Raw genomic sequence first — 21,940 nt, 5'->3', positions numbered from 1 at the left:
CGGATGCCCAAAAGGTGCAGCAATCATGTCCGACAGAGAATGTCGGCCGGTATTGTGCTACACGCTCGCATGATCTATACGCTAATTATCTTGCTTCAGCGGGTCGTGATTATTTCATTAATGGCAAAAAGCCATTGGCGCAAATGAAGGTGACGTGCGCAGTTCGCGTCCGTCGAGGGGCGTTGCGGCGGGCGAGACGCCCGATGGCGACTGACCCGCCCGGCCGGGCTGTCGCATGCGTCGTGCCCGCGGCACGGAGCGCGTAGGATGCAATCCAGCGGCAGGAGCCTCTTTCCCAAGGCGCGTGTGGACGCCCTGAGCGACGGTATTTTCGCCTTCGCGATGACGCTGCTGGTGTTGGACATCCGCCTGCCGGACGACCTTCCGCTCACCTCGGCAGCGGAACTGACGGCGCATCTGGTCTCGCTGTCTCACCAGATGCTGACCTATGTGATTTCCTTCTTCGTACTCGGCGCCTTCTGGCGCAGCGGCATCGAGATCCGGCCCACGAGCGAGAGGGTGGACCGGCACACGGTGCGCCTTGCGCTGTTGTTCCTGTTCTTCGTCACCACCGTGCCGTTCTCGTCGGGGCTGGTGGGGCGCTATGGCGGGTTGGCGCCGGCGGTGGTGGTCTATGCCGGCAACATGACCATGCTGGCCGTGCTGACCATCGCCATCCGATATCTGGATGTGGAGCCGAAGCATCGGTCGCTGCGCGGCCGGCGGCGTGCTGCCGCTGTTCATCGCGACCGCGATTCTCTCGGTGCTCATCAGCGCCGTGGCGCCGCGGCAGGCCATGTACGCCTACCTGCTGACCGGGCTGGCGCGTCTGCCCTTCTGGCCGCGCGGCGGCTACGGCGCAGCGGACTGACCAAAAGGAAAGGCCGGCGCAGGGGTGCCCCGCGCCGGCCTTTCACTCAATCACGTGGCGATCACTTCACGCCCGGTCACTTCACGCCGATGACGCCGCCCACGGCACCACCGACCGCACCGACCGCGCCACCGACCACCGCGCCCACGGGGCCGGCGGCCTTCTCGCCTTCCTTGGCGCCCTTCTCGGCGCCGGTGCCGGTGCCCTTGACGCCGCCGGCGACACCGCCCGCGACCGCACCGCCCACACCGCCGACCGTGCCGCCGACGCCGGCGCCGACCGGGCCGGCCGCCTTGTCACCGGCCGAAGCGCCGGCATTGGCGCCCTGCTCGGCACCCTTCACCACGCCCTGCGCGAACGCGGCGGCGGGGGCCAGAGCCAGAGAGAGAGCGGTAGCGGCCAGAATGATCTTCTTCATGGCATTCCATCCTTCGGTTCGTCACTTCGACAGGCGACGGGAGCCGTTGCTTCCGCCGCCGAGCGCGCGACCGTGGGGCGTCGTGGTGCGCAGACCCGCCCCTACGATAATCCGCCGGTCGACCTCCCGCCAGACACGCTGACGGGAGCTTCGCCGCAGCGGTGGTATCAGGCGGTCTTGTCGAAAAGCTGGCGGCCGATGAGCATCCGCCGGATTTCGCTGGTGCCGGCGCCGATCTCATAGAGCTTGGCGTCGCGCAGCAGGCGGCCGGTGGGATAATCGTTGATGTAGCCGTTACCGCCGAGGGTCTGGATGGCCTCGAGTGCCATCCAGGTGGCCTTTTCCGCCGCATAGAGGATGGCGCCGGCCGCGTCCTCGCGGGTGGTGGCGCCGCGGTCGCAAGCCTTGGCCACGGCATAGACGTAGGCCTTGGTGGCGTTCATGGTCACGTACATGTCGGCGATCTTGCCCTGCATCAGCTGGAAGGTGCCGATGGGCTGGCCGAACTGCTTGCGCTCGTGGACATAGGGCATCACCACGTCCATGCACGCCTGCATGATGCCGGTGGGGCCGCCTGCCAGCACCGCGCGCTCATAGTCCAGCCCGCTCATGAGCACGTTGACGCCCTTGCCCACCGCGCCCAGCACGTTCTCCTCCGGCACCTCGCAATCCTCGAACACCAGTTCGCCGGTGTCGGAGCCGCGCATGCCCAGCTTGTCCAGCTTTTGGGCGGTGGAGAAACCCTTGAAGCCCTTCTCCACGAGGAAGGCCGTCATGCCCTTGGGGCCGGCAGCGGGGTCGGTCTTGGCATAGACCACCAGCGTCTCGGCGATGGGACCGTTGGTGATCCACATCTTGGAGCCGTTGAGGACGTAGCGGTCGCCCTTCTTCTCCGCGCGCGTGCGCATGGAGACCACATCCGAGCCCGCGCCCGGCTCGGACATGGCAAGCGCGCCCACATGCTCGCCGGAGATGAGCTTGGGCAGGTACTTCGCCTTCTGCTCCGGCGTGCCGTTGCGGCTGATCTGGTTCACGCAGAGATTGGAGTGCGCGCCATAGGACAGGCCCACCGAAGCGGAGGCGCGGGAAATCTCCTCCATGGCGATGACGTGCTCGAGATAGCCGAGGCCGGAGCCGCCATATTCCTCCTCCGCCGTCACGCCGAGCAGGCCCAGCGCGCCCAGCTTGGGCCACAGGTCGCGGGGGAACTGGTTGGTCTTGTCGATCTCGGCGGCGCGCGGGGCGATCTCGGCCTGGGAGAAATCGCGCACGGTGTCGCGCAGCATGTCGGCTGTTTCGCCGAGGTCGAAATCGAAACCCCCGGGGGCGTTCGGCAGCATGGTCACATCCTCCCTCGCTCCCCGGATTCTCATGCGCGGTCGTGGCCGCCGCCAGGAAGCGGGGCCTAGAATAAAACGGTTGTCCGTTTAATCAATGGGCCGTGCACGGCCCGCGCCGCACAACTTTCGTCAGGCGGCGGGGCGGGTGATGCGATCGGTGAGGTTGAGCCGGCCACGGGCGATCTCCGCCACCTGAAGCCGCACGGCCTCCGAGCCGGAGAGCTGGTCCAGCATCTCGATCTGGTTGCGGGCGATGAGCAGCAGCAGATCATCGCGCACCGCGCCGTCCGGCCCCTTGGGCAGGGCGGCGACGACCTGGAGGTGATCAAGGTGCGGCCGCTCGGGCAGGGCGGCCGCGAGATGGGCGCGCAGGGCATCCGTCGTCACCGGCGCGGACGGCGCGACGAAGGCGTAGAGGCCCACTTTCCCGCCCAGCGTCTGGAAGTCCGACATATGCACCTCCGCCACGGCGGGATGGCTGGCGAGGGCGTCGGCGATGCGGGGACCCACCTGCGTCACCCGCGGGCCGCGGCCCTCGGTGTCGGAATAGGACATCAGCCGCCGGGTGACGAAGCGGTAGACCTTCTTGCCGGTGGCCATCCACACGCGGGTGGGCAGGCTCTTCGTGGCCAGCACCTTCTTTTCGCGCGGCGTGAGACGGTCGGGGCAATAGGTGCGCTTGTGCTTGAGAAGGTGGCGCAGATCCTCATAGGCCAGCACGCGGCCGAGCTTGGATCGCCGGCTGAACGGCAAAGCCAGCTGGAAGTCCATCAGCCACGCCTCGCCATCCGCCCCGCGCAGCCAATTCTGCTGCTTGGCGAGGTCGTTATGGACGTAGCCGGCGCGATGCAGGGTCAGCAGCGCGGCGCGGGCGGAGTGGAAGAAGTGCATGTCGCCGGCCGGCCGGGCGATCTGCAGCGGCGCGCCGTCGATCCAGCCGCGAACGAGGAAGCGCTTGCCCACGGCGAGCAGCGGCGTGGTCACGCCGGTGCGCGTCACCTTCTCCAGCGCATGGATCTCGTGAGCGGCGAGCTGATAGGCGATGGGCGCGAACCAGAGCGACACGTCGTTCCAGCGCCGGCGCACGGCGGGCCATTCCCGGCCATGGCGGTCGGTCCAGGTGCCGCGCTCCACGGTGGAGAAGACATCGCGCTTCAGCACCGTGTCCACGGCAAAGCGGGCCGGGTCGGCATCATATTCCAAAGGCGGCGGCGTGATGGACTGGCGCGGCATCTGGGCCTCTTAAGCCGCCTGTTGCGGGCTGTCGAGCCAGGTGAGGATGTCAGCCAGGGCCCGCGCAGCGAGCGCCTTCTTCTTGGCGAGCGTCTTCTCGGCGCCGCGCAGGCGCTTGCCGCCCTCGCCCTTGGGGGCCTCGGCGAGCGGGGGAAACAGGCCGAAATTCACGTTCATGGGCTGGAAGGAGCGGGGACCGCCTTCCGCTTCCGCTTCGATATGCCCGCCGGTGATGTGGGCGAGCAGCGCACCGTGCGCCGTGGTGAGCGGCGGCAGCGGCACGTCCAGCCCCAGGCGCTCGGCGGCGGCGAAGCGCCCGGCCATGAGACCGACCGCCGCGCTCTCCACATAGCCCTCGCAACCGGTGATCTGGCCGGCGAAGCGCAGGCGCGGATCGGCCTTCAGGCGCAGCGTGCCATCCAGAAGGCGCGGGGAATTGAGATAGGTGTTGCGGTGGAGGCCGCCGAGCCGGGCGAACTCCGCATTCTCTAGCCCCGGTATGGTGCGGAACACGCGGGCCTGCTCGCCATGGCGCAGCTTCGTCTGGAAGCCCACCATGTTGTAGAGCGTGCCCAGGTTGTTGTCCTGCCGCAGCTGGACGATGGCATAGGCCTTCACATCAGGCGCATGGGGATTGGTGAGGCCCACCGGCTTCATGGGGCCGAAGCGCAGCGTCTCGCGGCCCCGCTCGGCCATCACCTCGATGGGCAGGCAGCCGTCGAAATAGGGGGTCTTGGCCTCGAAGTCCCGCACCGGCGCCTTGTCGCCGGAGATCAGCGCATCGACGAAGGCGTTGTACTGCGCCTCGTCCATGGGGCAGTTGATGTAGTCCGCGCCCGTGCCGCCCGGCCCCGCTTTGTCATAGCGCGACTGGAACCAGGCCTTGCCCATGTCGATGCTGTCGAAATGCACGATGGGCGCGATAGCATCGAAGAAGGCGAGGGCGCTTTCACCGGTGAGGCCGAGGATGGCCTCGGCCAGCGCCGGGGAGGTGAGGGGCCCGGTAGCGAGGATCACATTGTCCCACTCGGCCGGGGGCAGGCCGGTGATCTCCTCGCGACGGATCTCGATGAGCGGGTGCCCCTCCAGCGCGGCGGTCACGGCGCGGGAGAAGCCCTCCCGGTCCACCGCGAGCGCGCCGCCCGCCGGCACCTGATTGGCATCCGCCGCCTTGAGGATCAGCGAGCCGGCGCGGCGCATCTCCGCATGGAGCACGCCCACGGCATTGCCCTGCGGATCGTCCGAGCGGAAGGAATTGGAGCAGACGAGTTCGGCGAGACCGTCGGTGAGGTGGGCTTCGGTGCCGCGCACGGGCCGCATCTCGTGAAGCACCACGGGAATGCCCCGCGTGGCCAGCTGCCAGCTCGCCTCCGAGCCCGCGAGCCCTCCGCCGACCACATGGACGGGTGCGACATTATCGCCATTCGGACGGTTGGGCCAAAAAGTGTCAGGCATCGCGGCTCCAGTGTGCCGCCGGCAATCGGGGGCACCCGGCGGGACAAGGGGTGTGCCACACGCGCCGCAGGGACTTCAACCCTCAGGGCCATTGGGAGCCATGGAGGGGGCCCAAAAACGAAAATGGTCCCCTCAGGGGACCATTCTCCGGTGCCGGCCCGAAGGCCGGCTCAGCCATGGCGGCGGCGCCTGAAATCAGGCGACGGCCGAAGCGTGGCGGGCCACGGCCCGGATTTCGCTGCGCGACACGTTGATGTCGGCGAGGGAGCGATCATCAAGGCTGGACAGCTCCGCAACCGTGCGGTTGTAGACCTGCCACCGGCGGAACTGGCGAGCCAGGAAACCCCAGAGCAACATGTTACTTCTCCTCTTGTGGACCGCCTCGCGGCGATTCCACTTGCTGAGACCAAACATATGCCCACATGCTGCATCGCCATAGGACCGCTGACGCATTGCAGCAATGCAACGCGTGCATGGTGGGCGCCATAGGTCTTTAACCTATCGGAATCTTGCAATGCTGCATTGCATCCCGCTGATGGAGACCACCTTTAGGGCGGTACTTTTGTGCCTCCCTGGTGCTATAAATAGCTTGAGCGGGGCGGGGGCCCTCTCGACATGCCATCGCCATCGGGGATGGCATGACGCAAATGCGTAAGCCGCATGGGGGCATGTGATGAATGTGGCGAGCGCCACCGGTCTTGCCGGGGCCGCGGTCTATACGGCTCAGGAAGAACGTGGACTGACGTCCCGCTTCCTTGGTCCGTCAGGGGTTTTCGTGGAGGTGGGGGCCTACGATCCGGTTTTCCAGAGCCAGACGCTGCATCTCGAGCTGACCGGCTGGAGAGGGCTTCTGGTGGAGCCGGTGCCGGAATTCGCAGAAAATCTGCGGCGCGCGCGGCAGGCTCAGGTGGTCCAGTGCGCCTGTGTCGCGCCCGAAGCTGCGACGGCGGGTCGCGTCGCCCTGCTGGAGCGCCGCGGCAGCAGCACCATCGTCTTCAATCCGCGCAAGGTGCGGCCGGAGGACATGGTGATCGAGGTGCCGGCCGCGACCCTGGACTCCGTTCTTGAGGGCGCCGGTGTCTCGACCATCGACTTCCTCTCGGTGGATGTGGAAGGCGCCGAGCCCGACGTCCTCAAGGGTGTGACGCTCAGCCGTTTCCAGCCGAAGCTGGTGGTGGTGGACGACCGCGAGCGGTTCGGCGAGACCTGTGCCGTGCTCCGCAGCGGCAACTACCATCTCGTCCGGCGCACGGGCCACAATGCGTGGTTCGTGCCGCAGGACACCGCCCGGCACCTGAGCCTGCGGGCGCGCGCCCAGCTCATGTGGACCTACGGGCCCGGCCGCCTGCTCCGCCGTCGCATGCGCATCGGTAACGCCCGCATGGCCTGAGCCTGCGGGCGCAAGACACGGGAGGCCGCCTTACTCGGCGGCCTGTCGACGCCGACGGCCGCGCGCCACACGCGGCGCTTCGGGGGCCTCCGCCGAGGCGGCCTCTTCCGACACGACGGCAGCAGCCTCCACCCCAGGGGCGGGCGCGCCAGCCTCGACATCTTCCACAGCCGGACGCCGCGCGGCCTTGCCGCGACCGGCTGCCGCCGGCTTGGCGTCCGTCCCGGCGCCGCCCTTCCGGTCGTCGGCGAACGGCCGCCGGGCCAGCACCTCGGCGAGGAAGCGGCCGGTGTGGGAGCGCTTGCTGGCCGCCACCGTCTCCGGCGTGCCGGCCACCACGATCTCGCCGCCGCCGTCGCCACCCTCGGGGCCGAGATCGAGGATCCAGTCGGCGGTCTTGATGACCTCCAGATTGTGCTCGATCACCACCACCGAATTGCCCTGCTCCACGAGCTCGTGCAGCACCTCCAGCAGCTTCTTCACATCATGGAAGTGCAGGCCGGTGGTTGGCTCGTCGAGGATATAGAGCGTGCGCCCGGTGGCGCGGCGCGACAGCTCCTTGGAGAGCTTCACCCGCTGCGCCTCGCCGCCCGAGAGCGTTGTCGCCTGCTGGCCGACCTTGACGTAATCGAGGCCGACGCGGTGCAGCGTCTCCAGCTTCTCGCGCACCGAGGGCACGGCCTTGAAGAATTGCGCGCCCTCTTCCACCGTCATGTCCAGCACGTCGGCGATGGACTTGTTCTTGAAGGTGACTTCCAGCGTCTCGCGATTGTAGCGCTTGCCCTTGCAGACGTCGCAGGTGACGTACACGTCCGGCAGGAAGTGCATCTCGATCTTGATGACGCCGTCGCCCTGGCAGGCCTCGCAGCGCCCGCCCTTCACGTTGAAGGAGAAGCGCCCGGCGCCGTAGCCCCGCGCCTTGGCCTCTGGCAGGCCGGCGAACCATTCGCGGATGGGCGTGAAGGCGCCGGTATAAGTTGCCGGATTGGACCGCGGCGTGCGGCCGATGGGCGACTGGTCGATGTCGATCACCTTGTCGAGGTGCTCCAGCCCCTCGAGCTTATCGAACGGGGCAGGGGCCTCGGAGGCGCCGTTGAGCCGGCGGGCCACCGCCTTGTAGAGCGTGTCGATCAGCAGGGTGGATTTGCCGCCGCCTGACACGCCGGTAATGCAGGTGAACAGGCCGAGCGGGATTTCCGCCGTCACGTTCTTCAGGTTGTTGCCGCGCGCGCCCGAGAGCTTGAGCATGCGCTTGGGGTTCGGCTTGCGCCGCGCCGGCACGCCGACGCTCAATTCGCCGGTGAGATAACGGCCGGTGAGGGAGGCCGGATTGGCGAGGATTTCCGCCGGCGTGCCCTGCGCCACGATCTCCCCGCCGTGAATGCCCGCGCCCGGGCCCACGTCCACCACATGGTCGGCGGCGAGGATGGCGTCCTCGTCGTGCTCCACCACGATCACTGTGTTGCCGAGGTCGCGCAGGTGCTTCAGCGTGCCGAGCAGCCGCTCGTTGTCGCGCTGGTGTAGGCCGATGGAGGGCTCGTCCAGCACGTAGAGCACGCCGGTGAGACCGGAGCCGATCTGCGATGCCAAGCGGATGCGCTGGCTCTCGCCGCCCGAGAGCGTGCCCGAGGAGCGGGCCAGCGTGAGGTACTCCAGCCCCACGTCCAGCAGGAAGCGCAGCCGCTCGCGGATCTCCTTCAGGATGCGCCCGGCGATCTCGTTCTGCTTGTCGGTGAGCTGGGCCGGCAGGTTCTCGAACCATCCGGCCGCAGCGCGCACCGACAGTTCGCCGATCTCGCCAATGTGCCGCCCGGCGATCTTCACCGCCAGCGCCTCCGGCTTCAGCCGGTAGCCGTTGCAGACCTTGCAGGGGACGGTGGAGAAGTATTTGGAAATCTCCTCCCGCGCCCAGTCGCTGTCGGTCTCCTTCCAGCGCCGATCGAGGTTGCGCACCACACCCTCGAAGGTCTTCGAGGTCTCGTAGGCACGCATGCCGTCGTCATAGTGGAAGGTGATCTTCTCGCTGCCCGAGCCGAAGAGCAGCACCTCGCGCGCCTGCTCCGGCAGATCGGCGAAGGGCACGTTCAGCTTGAAGTGGTAGTGCTTGGCCAGCGCATCCAGCGTCTGCCCGTAATATGGCGAGGTGGACTTGGCCCAGGGTGCGATGGCGCCCTGCTTCAGCGAGCGCGCCTTGTCCGGCACCACGAGGTCCGGGTCGATGGTCTGCTCCACGCCGAGGCCGTCGCAGGCCGGGCAGGCGCCGAAGGGATTGTTGAAGGAGAACAGCCGCGGCTCGATCTCCGGAATGGTGAAGCCGGAGACGGGGCAGGCGAACTTCTCCGAGAAGATGATGCGGCGGGGCGCGCCGGCCTCATCCTTCTCGTCGGCGAACTCGGCCACTGCGATGCCGTCCGCGAGGCCGAGGGCGGTCTCGAAGCTGTCGGCAAGCCGCTGGGCAAGGTCCGCGCGCACCACGATGCGGTCCACCACCACGTCGATGTCGTGCTTGAACTTCTTGTCGAGGGTCGGCGCTTCGGCGATCTCGTGGAAGGCGCCGTTGACCTTGACCCGCTGGAAGCCCTTCTTCATCCAGTCGGCCAGCTCCTTGCGGTACTCGCCCTTGCGCCCGCGCACCACCGGCGCGAGCAGATAGAGCCGCGTGCCCTCTGGCAAGGCGAGGGTGCGGTCCACCATCTGCGAGACGGTCTGGCTCTCGATGGGCAGGCCCGTGGCCGGGGAATAAGGCACGCCGGTGCGCGCCCACAGAAGGCGCATGTAGTCGTAGATCTCGGTAACGGTGCCGACCGTGGAGCGCGGATTCCTCGAGGTGGTCTTCTGCTCGATGGAGATGGCCGGCGAGAGACCGTCGATCTGGTCCACGTCCGGCTTCTGCATCATCTCCAGGAACTGGCGGGCATAGGCCGAGAGGCTTTCCACATAGCGCCGCTGGCCTTCCGCATAGATGGTGTCGAAGGCGAGCGAGCTTTTGCCCGAGCCCGACAGGCCGGTGAACACCACCAGGCTGTCGCGGGGGATTTCGAGGTCCACGTTCTTGAGATTGTGCTCGCGCGCGCCGCGCACTGAAAGCGTGCGGGCATCGCGGCGGGGCACCTCGCGAACGGGGGCTTCGGCCGGGTTGGAACGCGGGGAGGCTGCGCGATCAGACATGGACATCCGCTGGCGCCTGCGGCGCAAAAAGGGGTCGGGGCCTGAGAAACGATCGTGCCGCCCTTGCAGCGGCGGGCACGCGAGCGGCCGGAAAGCCGCGCAGCGCACCGGGGAACGTGCTCATGAACTCTCGGAAATGTAGTGAACCTTGTGCAATGCGGAAGAGAACATAATCAGAACTCCGGAGGGCGCCACCCAAAAAGAGCCGACGACTCGCATCGGGCGCGCCCGATGCCCTTGCCAGTCTGGGGGAAGTCGGTTAGGAACACAACGTGAACATTGAGATCCTGAGCTGTTACGTGCGGCAGCGCGCGTCGGTTCATCGGTTCATCATGGGGATAAAACCGCGCCGGGGGTCGCATGGCCCGGCGGGGACGGTAGGGTGCGGGATTCGCGGCGCGCCGAGATGGCGGCCTGCGGTAGTGTGGAACACGGCACGAGGGAGAGCGGGATGGCCGGCAGCGTCAACAAGGTGATCCTGGTCGGCAATCTGGGCCGCGACCCGGAGGTCAAGTCGTTCCAGAACGGCGGCCGCGTCTGCAACCTGTCCATCGCCACATCCGAGAACTGGCGGGACAAGGCCTCCGGCGAGCGCCGCGAGCGCACCGAGTGGCACCGCGTGGTGATCTTCAACGAGAACCTGGTGGGCGTTGCCGAGCGCTTCCTGAAGAAGGGCTCCAAGGTCTACATCGAGGGCCAGCTCGAGACCCGCAAGTATGAGAAGGACGGCCGCGAGACCTACACCACCGAGGTGGTGCTGCGTCCCTATCGCGGCGAGCTGACCCTGCTCGACGGTCGCGAGGGTGGCGGCGCTGGCGCCGACGAGTTCGGCGGCGGCTCCGACTTCGGCTCTGCCAGCCCCATGGGCGGCGGAGGCGGCAGCTTCGGCGGCTATAGCGGCGGCGGCGCCTCGGGCGGCGGGCGCCGTCCGGCCCCGGCTGGCGGCGGAATGGGCGGCGGTTCGGGTGGTGGCCGCCCCGCAGCCGATCTCGACGACGAAATCCCGTTCTGAGGCGCGCTTTCGGCTTTGAGGGCGGGGCAAGGCGGGCAGCTTCGGTGCTGACCGCCCCCGTTTTGTGCTGATCGGCTCACAGAAAGTCACCGCCTGCGCCTGACGCAGGCGGGCTTTTGCCATGCCGTCGCAGCCCCCTTTTCGAGCCGCTTCGGACGGCGTTCGCGGGCCCATCTGACGCAAAACGGACAAATTGTCCGGCGACCGGCAAGGTGGTCCGCATAACCCATTGATTTATATGGTATAAATTTACGTCCGCCAGAGGGGTTTTGCTGGCGTCGGAGGGGTGAATCGGCTAGAAGGAAGCACCTCACCAATCCATGCGAGTATTGACTTTTGGCCGATTCCGAAACGCCGAAGACAGGTGGCGAGCCGCCGTCCGACATCCGGCCCGTTTCCATCACGGAGGAGCTGTCCCGCTCCTATCTCGACTATGCCATGAGCGTCATCGTCGCCCGGGCCCTGCCCGACGTGCGCGACGGCCTCAAGCCCGTGCATCGGCGCATCCTGTTCTCCATGCACGAGAACGGGTACGAGTGGAACAAGCAGTACCGCAAGTCGGCCCGCGTGGTCGGCGACGTGATCGGTAAATACCATCCCCACGGTGATCAGTCGGTCTATGACGCGCTGGTGCGCATGGCTCAGACCTTCGCCATGCGGGTGCCGCTGGTGGACGGCCAGGGCAATTTCGGCTCGGTGGACGGTGATGCCCCGGCAGCCATGCGCTACACCGAGGTCCGTCTGGAGAAGGTGACGAACACCCTCCTCGACGACCTGGACAAGGAAACCGTCGACTTTCAGGACAATTACGACAATTCGGAACATGAGCCGACCGTCCTGCCGGCCAAGTTTCCCAACCTGCTCGTCAATGGCGCCGGCGGCATCGCGGTGGGAATGGCCACCAACATCCCGCCGCACAATCTCGGCGAGATCATCGACGTCACCGTCGCGCTGCTGGACGACCCGCTGCTGGAGCCCGAGGCGCTACTCGACCTGCTGCCCGGCCCGGATTTCCCCACCGGCGCGCTGATCCTTGGCCGCACCGGCATCCGCCAGGCCTATCTCACCGGTCGCGGCTCGATCCTGATGCGCGCGAAGGTCGCCATCGAGCATATCCGCAAGGACCGCGAGGCCCTCATCGTCACCGAGATTCCCTATCAGGTGAACAAGGCGACGATGATCGAGAAGATCGCCGAGCTGGTGCGCGACAAGCGGGTGGAGGGTATCTCCGAAATCCGAGACGAGAGCGATCGCGACGGCATGCGCGTGGTCATCGAGATCAAGCGCGACGCCCAAGCCGACGTGGTGCTGAACAACCTCTACCGGCTCACGCTGCTGCAGACGTCCTTCGGCGTGAACATGGTGGCGCTCTCCGGCGGCAAGCCGGGCATCCTTACCCTGCACGACGTGCTGACCGCCTTCATCGCCTTCCGCGAGGAGGTCATCAGCCGGCGCACCAAATTCCTGCTGCGCAAGGCGCGCGACCGCGCCCACGTGTTGGTGGGCCTCGCTATCGCCGTCGCCAATATCGACGAGGTGATCCGCCTCATCCGCACCGCGCCGGACCCGGCGACTGCGCGTGAGTCGCTGATGGGCCGCGACTGGCCGGCCAAGGACATGGCGCCGCTGATCGCCCTCATCGCCGATCCGCGCCACAAGCTGAAGGAAGACGGCACCTATCGCCTCTCCGAGGTGCAGGCCCGCGCCATCCTCGACCTGCGGCTCCAGCGCCTTACTGCCCTCGGCCGCGACGAGATCGCCGAGGAGCTGGACAAGCTCGCCGCCGAGATCGCCGATTATCTCGAAATCCTCGCCAGCCGGCCGCGCATGCGGGCGATCATCCGGGACGAGCTTCTCGCCATCAAGGCGGAGTTCGGCACCCCGCGGCGGACCGAGATCGTCGAAGGCTTCGGTGATCTGGAAGACGAGGATCTCATCCAGCGCGAGGAGATGGTCGTCACCGTCTCCCACGCCGGCTACATCAAGCGCGTGCCGCTCTCCACCTATCGGGCGCAGCGGCGCGGCGGCAAGGGCCGCTCGGCCATGCAGACGCGGGACGAGGATTTCGTCACCCGCCTGTTCGTCGCCTCGACGCACGCGCCGGTATTGTTCTTCTCCTCCAAGGGGCAGGTCTACAAGATGAAGGTGTGGCGCCTGCCGCTGGCGGCGCCCCAGGCCCGTGGCAAGGCCCTCATCAACATCCTGCCGCTGGAGCAGGACGAGCGCATCACCTCCGTGGTACTGCTGCCGGAGGACGAGGGCGAGAACCAGCGCCTGCAGATCATGTTCGCCACCACCGGCGGCACCGTGCGGCGCAATGCGCTCACCGATTTCCAGCAGGTGAACCGCAACGGCAAGATCGCCATGAAGCTCGCCGAAGGCGAGGCCATCGCGGATGTCGGCCTGTGCACGGAGGAGGACGACGTGCTCCTCACCACGGCGGCCGGCGCCTGCATCCGCTTCCCGGTCACCGAGGTGCGCCTGTTCAAGGGCCGCGACAGCGTGGGCGTGCGCGGCATCCGGCTGGAGGAGAGCGACAGCGTCATTTCCATGGCCATCATCCGCCATGTGGATGCCGACGCCGAGCAGCGGCTCGCTTACATCAAGATGCGCCGTGCCCTGCGCGGCGAGGCGGGCGAGAGCGCCGAGGTGGAGCAGGAGGAGGGCGCGAGCGGCTCCGGCCAGCTCAGCCAGGAGCGCTACGCCGAGATGGGCGCGAAGGAGCAGTTCATCCTCACCGTGTCCGAAAACGGCTACGGCAAGCGCACCTCGTCCTACGAATATCGCGTCACCGGCCGCGGCGGTAAGGGCATCGTCGCCATGGCGGTGAACGAGCGCAACGGGCGCCTCGTCGCCTCCTTCCCGGTGGAGGATGCCGACCAGATCATGCTCGTCACCGACGGCGGCCAGCTCATCCGCTGCCCCGTGGATGGCATCCGCATCGTCGGCCGCGCCAGCCAGGGCGTCATCGTGTTCGACACGGCGGAAGGCGAGCGCGTGGTCTCGGTTGAGCACATCAGCGAGGACACCGGTGCCGAGGGTGAGGCGGGCGAAGGCGGCGTGGAAGCTGCCGGAGACGATACGCCGGAGGCCTGATCCGCGAGCGGGGGCCTTCGGCCGGAGGAGCGCAAGTGATGATCTCGGCTGAAAGCCTCGCCTTGTTCGTGCTCGCCTGCATCGCGTTGGGAGCAACGCCGGGGCCGAACGTGGCGCTCATCGTAGGCACCAGCCTCAAGCACGGGCGGCAGGCGGGCATTCTTACCGCCATGGGCGTCAATGTGGGCCTGATTGCCCAATTGGCGCTGGTGGCGGGAGGCCTTGCCTATGTGGTGGAGGCCTTCTCCCGCCACTTCGATCTCGTGCGTTATGCCGGCGCGGCCTACCTCGTGTGGCTCGCCGTGATGCAGTGGCGCAGCGCCGGCAAGGCGGTCGAGGCGCCCGCGCCCTCCGCCCATGCCGCCTTCGGGCGGGGGCTCGCTGTGGCGTTCGCCAATCCGAAGACCCTGCTGTTCCACGCGGCCTTCCTGCCGCAATTCGTCACCAACACCGCCGATCCGGTGCCGCAGATCGCGCTTCTGGCCGCGATCTTCGCGGTCATCGCGCTGGCGGGCGACATGCTGTGGGCGGTGGTGGCGGACAAGGCGCGCGCCGCGCTGAAGGGCCGCTTCACGCTCGTGGCGGACCGCGTCTCCGCCGGCATCCTCGTCGGCGGCGCGGCCCTGCTGCTGGCGGCAGGACGGCGATAGGCCGTCCGCGGCGCCACCCCGCATTGCCCCGCGGGGGGAGGGGGCTATAAGGCCCCATGTCTGCCCTTCTGGATGATTCCGCCCCGCTTGAGGTCCTGCGCCACGTCTTCGGCTACGAGACGTTTCGCGGGCGGCAGCGGGAGATCGTGGAGCATGTGGTCGCCGGGGGCGATGCCCTCGTGCTCATGCCCACCGGCGGGGGAAAATCCCTGTGCTATCAGGTGCCGGCGCTGGTGCGGCCCGGCACGGGCATCGTGGTTTCGCCACTCATCGCGCTGATGCACGATCAGGTGCAGGCGCTGCGGCAGCTCGGCGTGAAGGCGGCGATGCTCAATTCTTCCCTCGCCCCCGGCGAGGGGCGACAGGTGGAGCGGGCGCTCGCCATGGGCGACCTCGATCTCCTTTATGTGGCCCCCGAGCGGCTGCTGACCGACGGCTTCCTGAACCTGCTGGACGGCGCGCGCATCTCGCTGTTCGCCATCGATGAGGCCCATTGCGTTTCCCAGTGGGGGCATGATTTTCGGCCCGAGTATCGCCAGCTCACCATCCTGCACGAGCGCTATCCCGGCGTGCCGCGCATGGCGCTCACCGCCACTGCGGACGGGCCGACGCGCCGGGAGATCGTGGAGCGGCTCAATCTGGAGGAGGGACAGGTGTTCCTGTCCTCCTTCGACCGGCCGAACATCCGCTACCGCATCGCGCCGAAGGCCAATCCGCGCGTGCAGCTGAAGGCCTTCCTCGACGCCCATGATGGCGAGGCGGGCATCATCTATTGCATGAGCCGGGCGAAGGTGGAGGCGACCGCCGAGATGCTCTCCACCGAGGGCCGCACGGCGCTGCCCTATCACGCCGGGCTCGACGCCGACACGCGCGCGCGGCATCAGGACCGCTTCCTGAAGGAGGAGGGCGTGGTGATGGTGGCCACCATCGCCTTCGGCATGGGCATCGACAAGCCGGACGTGCGCTTCGTCGTCCATCTCGATCTACCCAAGAGCATCGAGGCCTATTATCAGGAAACCGGCCGCGCCGGCCGCGACGGCCTGCCCTCCGAGACGCTGCTGCTGTACGGCGTGGAGGATGTGGCCAAGCTCATCCAGTTCGTGGATGGCTCGGATGCGCCCGAGGCGAGGAAGCGCGTGGAGCGCAGCAAGCTCGATGCGCTGCTGGGCCTCGCCGAGACCGCCTCCTGCCGGCGGCAGGTGCTGCTGAAATATTTCGAGGAAGACCTGCCGCAGCCCTGCGGCAATTGCGATACGTGCCTCGATCCGCCGCGCACCTTCGATGGAACCGAGGCGGCGCAGAAGCTGCTCTCCTGCGTCTACCGCACCGGGGAGCGGTTCGGCGCCGGTCATGTCATCGACGTTCTGCGCGGCGACGCCAACGACAAGGTGACCAAGTTCGGCCACGACAAGCTCTCCACCTTCGGCATTGGCGGCAACTTCTCGCGCGATGAATGGCGGGCCGTGGTGCGCCAGCTGGTGGCCATGGGCTATCTGTGGGTGGACGTGGAGGGCCACGGCAGCCTTGGCCTCACCGAAAAATGCCGGCCGGTGCTGCGCGGCGAGGAGCGGGTGGAGCTGAAGGCTGAGGCCCGCCCCCGCGCCGCCCGTGTCACCGGCGGCGGGCGCGGCCCCTCCGCGGCCCTGGCCGATCCGGCCGACGAGGCGCTGTTCCAGAAATTGAAGAAGCTCAGGCTGGAGCTGGCGCGGGCGCAGGGGGTGCCGCCCTACGTCATCTTCCACGACACCACCTTGATGGCCATCGCCGAGCTGAAGCCCACCTCCATGAAGGCGCTGGGCATGATCTCCGGCATCGGCGAGGCCAAGCTGATGCGCTACGGTCAGCAATTCCTGGCGGTGATCGCCGAGGGATGAGGCGATCCGGGGCACGCTCTTGCGCCCCGGACCCAGGGATCGACAGCAAATGCGTCCGGGGTGCGCCCGTCACGCCGCCTTCAGCGCCACCCCCAGCCGGCCGGCGAGATCCTGCACGAACTGGTAGGCGGTGCGGCCCGAGCGGGCGCCGCGGGTGGTGGCCCATTCGAGCGCCTTCGGCCGCCACTCTTCCTCCGTCGCCGGAATGCCGTGGTGGTCCACATAGGCGGCGACCATGGCGAGATATTCGTCCTGGCTGCACTTGTGGAAGCCGAGCCACAGGCCGAAGCGGTCGGAGAGGGAAACCTTCTCCTCCACGGCCTCGCCGGGATTGATGGCGGTTGAGCGCTCATTGTCCATCATGTCGCGCGGCAGCAGGTGGCGACGGTTGGACGTGGCGTAGAAGATCACGTTGTCCGGCCGCCCCTCGATGCCGCCTTCCAGCACCGCCTTCAGCGACTTGTAGGACGTATCGTCGGAATCGAACGAGAGATCGTCGCAGAAGACGATGAAGCGGTGATGGGATCCGCGCGCCAGCCCCATCAGCGCCGGCAGGGTCTCGATGTCCTCGCGGTGAATCTCCACCAGCTTCAGGCGCGCGCCATCTTCGGCCAGAGACCGGTTGATGGCGGCGTGAGAGGCCTTCACCAGCGAGCTTTTCCCCATGCCGCGCGCGCCCCAGAGCAGCGCATTGTTGGCCGGCAGGCCGCGGGCGAAGCGCTCGGTGTTCTCCACGAGCTGGTCGCGCACCCGGTCGATGCCCTGCAGCAGGTCCATCTCCACCCGATTGACCCGCGGCACCGGCTCGAAACGGATCGGGTCCGTGTGCCAGACGAAGGCGTCGGCCGCCTCGAAATCGGGGGTAGGCACTGCGGGCGGGGCCAGGCGCTCCAGTGCCCCGGCAATGCGGGTGAGCAGATCGAGGGTCGCGCTCGAAAGTTCGGGCTGTGTCATTATCATCCTCCCGCGCGGGGATTAGGACGCGGCCGGCCCGGCGGCAAGGCGGCCCGGCGCGCGTGTGGCGCAAAAGCCATGCGGCGCGCGCATGATGGGGACGACGCTGCAGCGCAACAATTCCGCCTTAACTTCTCCCCATCCATCCTCGACCAAGCAAGCCGAGAGGAATGGTAGCCGCGTGCTCGGCCACCGTTCAGGTGCCCACCCTCTGCCCCGGGAGGTCGAGACCCATGGCGATCCGCCGCCCCCTCACGCGCTCCGCGCTTCTGCCCGCGCTGCTGTCTCCGCTCTTTGCCGCCGCGCCGGCCCTTGCCGACGGGACGGAGGCGAAGACGGCCCTGAAGGCCGACGGCTCGACCTCGCTGACCTATTCGACGCCTGTGCAGGACTATGGCGCCGTGGTTGGCCTCGACCTTTCGGCCACCGGATCGAGCGTGGCACCCACGGTCGGTCAGAGCGCGGACGGCCTCGGCGGCACCGCCTATGCGAAGGTCACCGTCGCCCGCCTGCCGGACTGGATGGTGTGGGAGAAGGGCACGGTGAACGTCTCCGTCGATCCCAACGATGCGGCGAGCAAGCTCGCCACCACTTTCGAGCGCACCATTCCCCTGACCAGCGGCCTCGCGGCGACGCTGGCGGATACCTATCAGGTGAAGGCCGGTTCGCAGGCGTGGGAGACCGACAAGTCGCTCAGTCTCAAGCTGACGGACGTCGGCACCACCTTCGCCGTGTCGACCAAGGCGACCAGCAATTCGCCCCAGCTTCTGCCCACAGTGAGCGCCCAGCAGCAGCTCGCGCCGGACTTCACCGTCACCACCTCCGTGGCCGATACCGGCTCGACCCTGAACAAGAGCATCACCGCCGGCTTCACCCACCGCTGGTGAGGCGCCGCCTCATCCGTGGATGATGGCGACGAGGAACCGCGCACCGATCAGCAGCAGGAACAGGCCGAAGCCGATCTCCAGATGGCGGCGGCTCAGCCGGTGTGCGAGCCGCGCCCCATAAGGCGCCACCAGCGTCGCCACAGGGGCGATGCACAGGAAGCCGATCACCGACACATAGCCGATGGATAGGGGCGGCAATTCCGACAAATGCGGCCAGCCGGCGATGGCATAGCCGATCACCCCCGGGATGGGGATGATGACGCCGATGCCCGCCGAAGTAGCGACGGCGGCGTGGATCGGCACGCCGTAGAGCAGCAGGATGTTGGTGGAGATGCCTCCGCCGGAGATGCCGACCAGCGACGACGCGAGGCCGATGAAGAAGCCGTAGAACCGCATCATGGCGGACGACGGCAGGTGATCGGCGATGCGGATGTCGTTGCGGCCGATGAGGCTCTTCAGCCCCAGCAGCGACACCACCGCCACGAACACCGCTTGCAGCACCCACCCCGCCGCCACCGCCGCGATGGCGCTGCCGGTGATGATGCCGATGATGGCCGGGATGCGCCACTTCGCCAGCACGCCGGGCAGCGATGCGCCCTTGGCCATGTGGGTGCGATGGGAGGCCATCGCGGTGGGGATGATGATGGCGAGCGAGGTGCCGACGCACAATTGCATCCGCACGCTGTCGTCCACCCCGAGGAAGCCGAACACCTCGTAAAGCACCGGCACGATGACGCCGCCGCCGCCGATGCCGAAGAGGCCGGCGAGCAGGCCGGTCAGTACCCCGCCGGCCAGCATGGCGGCGACGAGCAGGACAAGCTCCTGCACGGGAACGTTGGAAAACATGAGCGGAACCGAAGGCTTGCAGGCGGATGGGGGAGGAGGAGTGGCCCGGAATCCGGCATATGTCCACTGTGCCGGCCGCATGACGCCGCCGACAGCTGCGCTATTCACGCAACTCCGCGGGAATTGCCGCTCGGTCAGGCCGCCTGCAAGTCGCGGCGGCGCACCTCGTCCACCGCGCCGCGCAGCACCTCGAGCCCGGCGCCGGGGATGATGGCCTCGGTGGAGAGGCGGCGGCGGAAGATGCGCGCGCCCTTTTTGCCGCCGAACAGGCCGAGCATGTGGCGGGTGATGTCGGAGAGCCGGCCGCCGGCTTCGAGATGGCGTGCGATATAGGGCTCGAACGCCTCGATGGCCGCGAAGGTGTCCTCGTGCGGGGCCGGGACGCCGTGGAGGGTGGGGTCCACCTTCGCCAGCAGCTCCGGCGTGTGATAGGCGGCGCGGCCGAACATGATGCCGTCGAGCCCTTCCGCCTCGGCAAGCCCCTGCGCGAGGCTTTCGAGGCCGCCGTTGAGCGCCACCGGCACGTGGGGCAGGCGGGCCTTGAGGCGCCGCACGCGGTCATAGTCGAGGGGCGGGATGTCCCGGTTCTCGCGGGGGGAAAGGCCGTTCAGCCACGCCTTGCGGGCATGGACGATGAGCCCGTCGCAACCGGCCGCCAGCACCGCGTCGGCGAGGGTGTCGAGGGCTTCTTCCGGGTCCTGGTCGTCCACGCCGATGCGACATTTCACGGTGACGGGGAGGGCGACGGCCCCCTTCATGGCGGCGACGCAGTCAGCCACTACAAGTGGCTCGCGCATGAGGCAGGCACCGAAATTGCCGCCCTGCACTCGGTCGGAGGGGCAGCCGACATTCAGGTTGATCTCGTCATAGCCGAAATCGGCGCAGATGACCGCCGCCTGCGCCAGAAGCGCCGGATCACTGCCGCCCAACTGCACCGCGACGGGATGCTCCGCGTCCGAAAAGCCGAGCAGCCGCGCCCGATCGCCATGGATCACCGCCGGCGCGGTGACCATCTCCGTGTAGAGCAGCGCATGGCGCGAGAAGGTGCGATGGAAGGCCCGGCAATGGCGGTCCGTCCAATCCATCATAGGCGCCACGGAAAAGCGAAACGAATGATTTTCCGACATTATTTCTAAGACATCACCCAGCTGGGCCACATCGTGTGCACGCGGTTTTCGCCACGATACGCCCCAATCTCCGATTTTTCGACGCGCGCGTGCACACGGAGCGCACACGGATTGGCTGACCCTACTAAACTAAAATCCGGCTCCTGGAGAACCCAGATCCATCGGAAGGGGCCGCACGTCAACGAGACGTTCCTGCGCCGCATTGATCGCCAGGAGCCGCCGTCACGCGCAGGTCGAGCGATGCGAAACGCTTCCACGATCTCGTCGCGCTCGACCGCCAGGCCATGGCCGAAATGGAGATCAGGATCAGCCGTCCAAGGACTTCTGCCAGGGCCCTCGGCTAGATCCGCGCGACCGAGACGGGACGGAATGCGGCTTACCCGTCCATTCTTCTGGGGGCGATGAATGCGCCGAAACAATGCCGCGCGCGCACTGGAGAAGACTGATGCGCGATTTTTCAGTCCATAAGATGTGAGATCTCACTCGCAACGTCTGCGGCGGTTTGCCTGAGGCGCTTCAACGTCTGCACGGTTCTCCGCGCACCATTTTCACCAAGGAAGAACATGTGGTTGCCCGGGAGCGTCGCGCTCAGTCGGTGGGCGGCGTGCCCGACATGCTCCACAAGCAACGCCCATTTCTCGCCAGGAAGCGCGGCAAGTTTGTCTGGTTGCGAGAAAACGAGACCTTCGCAAAGCTGCTGGGTGATGTAGACGCCCCATGTGAAGCGGTCCGTGAGAGCGTGCCGGGCGTCGAGCGCGGAGGCGTGCGTCATCAAGGCGAGCGGCGGAAAGGCGCGATACCGCGCGGTGCCGACCTCAATCGCGTCTCCGGCCGGGTCGGGAACGAAAGCGCCGTCTCTGTAGCGCATGGCCGATGCGGCCAGCCCGACCGGGAAATCGCCGGTCATCTCACGTGTGAATGCCTCGGCATCGAGCACCACGTGGCCGGCCGCCCCGTTCTGATCCGCGAGGCAGTGGAGCAGCCAGTCGAGGTAGGCGCCCCTGATCGCGGCGAGGCCGCTTGCGGCTGGCTTCAAGTGATCGAGGCCGGGCAAGGTATGGGGAAGCGCTGATGCGGCCGCCACCGCGACGAAAAGCTCTATGCCCTTTCCCTTTCGTCGGAGCGCGGCATGAAGCGGCTCCGCAATGCGCCCCGCCATGCTCCAACCGAGCACGATGGCGTTGGCCGGCAGGCCATTGCGGTCCATGAAGCGGGCGATGATCTCGGCGCTCTGCTCCGCCCAGTCCGTGATGGAAAATTGCGGGAATGCGGCGTCGAACACACCCCTGCTGTCGATGGGATAGGACAGGGCCAGTGATGGGAAGCCGTCCTCATGCAACCAGTGGCAAAGGAAATCGGCAGCCCTTCCTTCGGGCGGTCCGTAGGCGATGCGACCGAGCACCCCTCCTCCTGTGACGAACACCACGACGGGAAGCCCCGGTCGCCCGGGTTCGAACCGCACCAGAGCCGGATAGCCGGCCGCCTCGGTCAATTCCTCGCCCGGATAGAGCATGGGGGATCTCTTCTGTGCTTGCGCCGGAGCGCGCCATGTCGCGGACAAGCCAACACCGAGCATCGCGACTTCACGACGATTAAAGTCCCGGATCACCACCCTTGAA

The 21,940-nt window shown here is 67.4% G+C and carries 17 protein-coding genes and 1 pseudogene; 8 read left to right on the top strand and 10 right to left on the bottom strand.

Annotation, left to right across the window (positions count from 1 at the left end):
- Positions 1-267: 267 nt before the first annotated feature.
- Together FHT36_RS24920 and FHT36_RS24285 are read left to right on the top strand one after the other, a co-directional pair.
- A pseudogene (locus tag FHT36_RS24920) lies at positions 268-567 on the top strand (TMEM175 family protein); the annotation flags it as partial.
- Between the two features lie 121 nt (positions 568-688).
- Entirely contained in the window at positions 689-871 is a 183-nt protein-coding gene (locus tag FHT36_RS24285) for a hypothetical protein (RefSeq protein WP_169119955.1), read from the top strand.
- Between the two features lie 76 nt (positions 872-947).
- Here FHT36_RS24285 and FHT36_RS24280 read toward each other — a convergent pair whose 3' ends face one another.
- From FHT36_RS24280 to FHT36_RS01470, 5 genes are all read right to left on the bottom strand, one after another.
- Positions 948-1,289, bottom strand: a complete 342-nt coding sequence (locus tag FHT36_RS24280) for a hypothetical protein (RefSeq protein WP_197023024.1) — start codon at positions 1,287-1,289, stop codon at positions 948-950.
- A 167-nt stretch (positions 1,290-1,456) separates the two neighbouring features.
- Entirely contained in the window at positions 1,457-2,629 is a 1,173-nt protein-coding gene (locus FHT36_RS01485; protein WP_168457791.1) for an isovaleryl-CoA dehydrogenase, read from the bottom strand.
- Between the two features lie 129 nt (positions 2,630-2,758).
- Positions 2,759-3,862: a serine/threonine protein kinase gene (locus FHT36_RS01480; protein ID WP_169120486.1), complete on the bottom strand. Its 1,104-nt coding sequence runs from the start codon at positions 3,860-3,862 to the stop codon at positions 2,759-2,761.
- Between the two features lie 9 nt (positions 3,863-3,871).
- Positions 3,872-5,317 (bottom strand): methylenetetrahydrofolate--tRNA-(uracil(54)-C(5))-methyltransferase (FADH(2)-oxidizing) TrmFO, encoded by a 1,446-nt coding sequence (gene trmFO / locus FHT36_RS01475; RefSeq protein ID WP_169120484.1) that lies wholly within the window; start codon positions 5,315-5,317, stop codon positions 3,872-3,874.
- Positions 5,318-5,512: 195 nt separating this feature from the next.
- Positions 5,513-5,674 carry a DUF1127 domain-containing protein gene (locus FHT36_RS01470; protein WP_169120482.1) on the bottom strand — a complete coding sequence of 54 codons (162 nt, stop codon included), beginning with the start codon at positions 5,672-5,674 and terminating at the stop codon, positions 5,513-5,515.
- Between the two features lie 316 nt (positions 5,675-5,990).
- Here FHT36_RS01470 and FHT36_RS01465 point away from each other — a divergent pair, with 316 nt between their 5' ends.
- Complete coding sequence (locus FHT36_RS01465) at positions 5,991-6,707, top strand: FkbM family methyltransferase (RefSeq protein ID WP_169120480.1); 717 nt, start codon at positions 5,991-5,993, stop codon at positions 6,705-6,707.
- 30 nt (positions 6,708-6,737) lie between these two features.
- On the opposite strand, the gene uvrA is transcribed toward FHT36_RS01465, so the two are convergent.
- Positions 6,738-9,875, bottom strand: a complete 3,138-nt coding sequence (gene uvrA, locus FHT36_RS01460) for an excinuclease ABC subunit UvrA (RefSeq protein ID WP_246701972.1) — start codon at positions 9,873-9,875, stop codon at positions 6,738-6,740.
- A gap of 451 nt (positions 9,876-10,326) precedes the next feature.
- Here uvrA and ssb point away from each other — a divergent pair, with 451 nt between their 5' ends.
- The 4 genes from ssb to recQ all read left to right on the top strand — a co-directional run bounded on the left by ssb (position 10,327) and on the right by recQ (position 16,507).
- Positions 10,327-10,887, top strand: a complete 561-nt coding sequence (gene ssb, locus FHT36_RS01455; RefSeq protein WP_169120479.1) for a single-stranded DNA-binding protein — start codon at positions 10,327-10,329, stop codon at positions 10,885-10,887.
- 336 nt (positions 10,888-11,223) lie between these two features.
- Positions 11,224-13,983, top strand: a complete 2,760-nt coding sequence (gene gyrA, locus FHT36_RS01450) for a DNA gyrase subunit A (RefSeq protein ID WP_169120477.1) — start codon at positions 11,224-11,226, stop codon at positions 13,981-13,983.
- A 38-nt stretch (positions 13,984-14,021) separates the two neighbouring features.
- On the top strand, positions 14,022-14,633 hold the full coding sequence (locus FHT36_RS01445) for a LysE family translocator (protein ID WP_169120475.1): 612 nt from the start codon (positions 14,022-14,024) through the stop codon (positions 14,631-14,633).
- A 56-nt stretch (positions 14,634-14,689) separates the two neighbouring features.
- Entirely contained in the window at positions 14,690-16,507 is a 1,818-nt protein-coding gene (recQ, locus tag FHT36_RS01440; protein WP_169120473.1) for a DNA helicase RecQ, read from the top strand.
- Positions 16,508-16,576: 69 nt separating this feature from the next.
- Here recQ and FHT36_RS01435 read toward each other — a convergent pair whose 3' ends face one another.
- Positions 16,577-17,461: an ATP-binding protein gene (locus FHT36_RS01435; protein ID WP_169120471.1), complete on the bottom strand. Its 885-nt coding sequence runs from the start codon at positions 17,459-17,461 to the stop codon at positions 16,577-16,579.
- A 233-nt stretch (positions 17,462-17,694) separates the two neighbouring features.
- On the opposite strand from FHT36_RS01435, the gene FHT36_RS01430 reads away from it, so the two are divergent.
- Positions 17,695-18,348: a hypothetical protein gene (locus tag FHT36_RS01430; RefSeq protein WP_169120469.1), complete on the top strand. Its 654-nt coding sequence runs from the start codon at positions 17,695-17,697 to the stop codon at positions 18,346-18,348.
- Positions 18,349-18,357: 9 nt separating this feature from the next.
- Here the strand turns inward: FHT36_RS01430 and FHT36_RS01425 are convergent, their stop codons facing one another.
- The 3 genes from FHT36_RS01425 to FHT36_RS01415 form a co-directional block, all read right to left on the bottom strand.
- Positions 18,358-19,194: a sulfite exporter TauE/SafE family protein gene (locus FHT36_RS01425; protein WP_169120467.1), complete on the bottom strand. Its 837-nt coding sequence runs from the start codon at positions 19,192-19,194 to the stop codon at positions 18,358-18,360.
- A 134-nt stretch (positions 19,195-19,328) separates the two neighbouring features.
- The gene (dusA, locus tag FHT36_RS01420; protein ID WP_246701971.1) at positions 19,329-20,282 is read right to left on the bottom strand and encodes a tRNA dihydrouridine(20/20a) synthase DusA; all 954 of its coding nucleotides are present in this window, start codon (positions 20,280-20,282) and stop codon (positions 19,329-19,331) included.
- A gap of 496 nt (positions 20,283-20,778) precedes the next feature.
- On the bottom strand, positions 20,779-21,834 hold the full coding sequence (locus FHT36_RS01415) for a hypothetical protein (protein ID WP_169120463.1): 1,056 nt from the start codon (positions 21,832-21,834) through the stop codon (positions 20,779-20,781).
- Positions 21,835-21,940 lie beyond the last annotated feature (106 nt).

Origin of the sequence: Xanthobacter sp. SG618 (assembly GCF_012932745.1) — a bacterium.
Taxonomy (GTDB): domain Bacteria; phylum Pseudomonadota; class Alphaproteobacteria; order Rhizobiales; family Xanthobacteraceae; genus Xanthobacter; species Xanthobacter flavus.
Note: the sequence above shows the minus strand (reverse complement) of the source record. Positions and strands in the feature narration are given on the sequence as shown.

Coding starts and splice junctions, on each gene's coding strand:
- FHT36_RS24285 (WP_169119955.1), top strand. CDS start 689: ATGTGGAGCCGAAGCATCGGTCGCTGCGCGGCCGGCGGCGTGCTGCCG.
- FHT36_RS01470 (WP_169120482.1), bottom strand. CDS start 5,674: ATGTTGCTCTGGGGTTTCCTGGCTCGCCAGTTCCGCCGGTGGCAGGTC.
- FHT36_RS01480 (WP_169120486.1), bottom strand. CDS start 3,862: ATGCCGCGCCAGTCCATCACGCCGCCGCCTTTGGAATATGATGCCGAC.
- FHT36_RS01425 (WP_169120467.1), bottom strand. CDS start 19,194: ATGTTTTCCAACGTTCCCGTGCAGGAGCTTGTCCTGCTCGTCGCCGCC.
- FHT36_RS01445 (WP_169120475.1), top strand. CDS start 14,022: ATGATCTCGGCTGAAAGCCTCGCCTTGTTCGTGCTCGCCTGCATCGCG.
- FHT36_RS01415 (WP_169120463.1), bottom strand. CDS start 21,834: ATGCTCTATCCGGGCGAGGAATTGACCGAGGCGGCCGGCTATCCGGCT.
- trmFO (WP_169120484.1), bottom strand. CDS start 5,317: ATGCCTGACACTTTTTGGCCCAACCGTCCGAATGGCGATAATGTCGCA.
- ssb (WP_169120479.1), top strand. CDS start 10,327: ATGGCCGGCAGCGTCAACAAGGTGATCCTGGTCGGCAATCTGGGCCGC.
- FHT36_RS01465 (WP_169120480.1), top strand. CDS start 5,991: ATGAATGTGGCGAGCGCCACCGGTCTTGCCGGGGCCGCGGTCTATACG.
- dusA (WP_246701971.1), bottom strand. CDS start 20,282: ATGATGGATTGGACGGACCGCCATTGCCGGGCCTTCCATCGCACCTTC.
- FHT36_RS01430 (WP_169120469.1), top strand. CDS start 17,695: ATGGCGATCCGCCGCCCCCTCACGCGCTCCGCGCTTCTGCCCGCGCTG.
- recQ (WP_169120473.1), top strand. CDS start 14,690: ATGTCTGCCCTTCTGGATGATTCCGCCCCGCTTGAGGTCCTGCGCCAC.
- uvrA (WP_246701972.1), bottom strand. CDS start 9,875: ATGTCTGATCGCGCAGCCTCCCCGCGTTCCAACCCGGCCGAAGCCCCC.
- FHT36_RS01485 (WP_168457791.1), bottom strand. CDS start 2,629: ATGCTGCCGAACGCCCCCGGGGGTTTCGATTTCGACCTCGGCGAAACA.
- FHT36_RS01435 (WP_169120471.1), bottom strand. CDS start 17,461: ATGACACAGCCCGAACTTTCGAGCGCGACCCTCGATCTGCTCACCCGC.
- FHT36_RS24280 (WP_197023024.1), bottom strand. CDS start 1,289: ATGAAGAAGATCATTCTGGCCGCTACCGCTCTCTCTCTGGCTCTGGCC.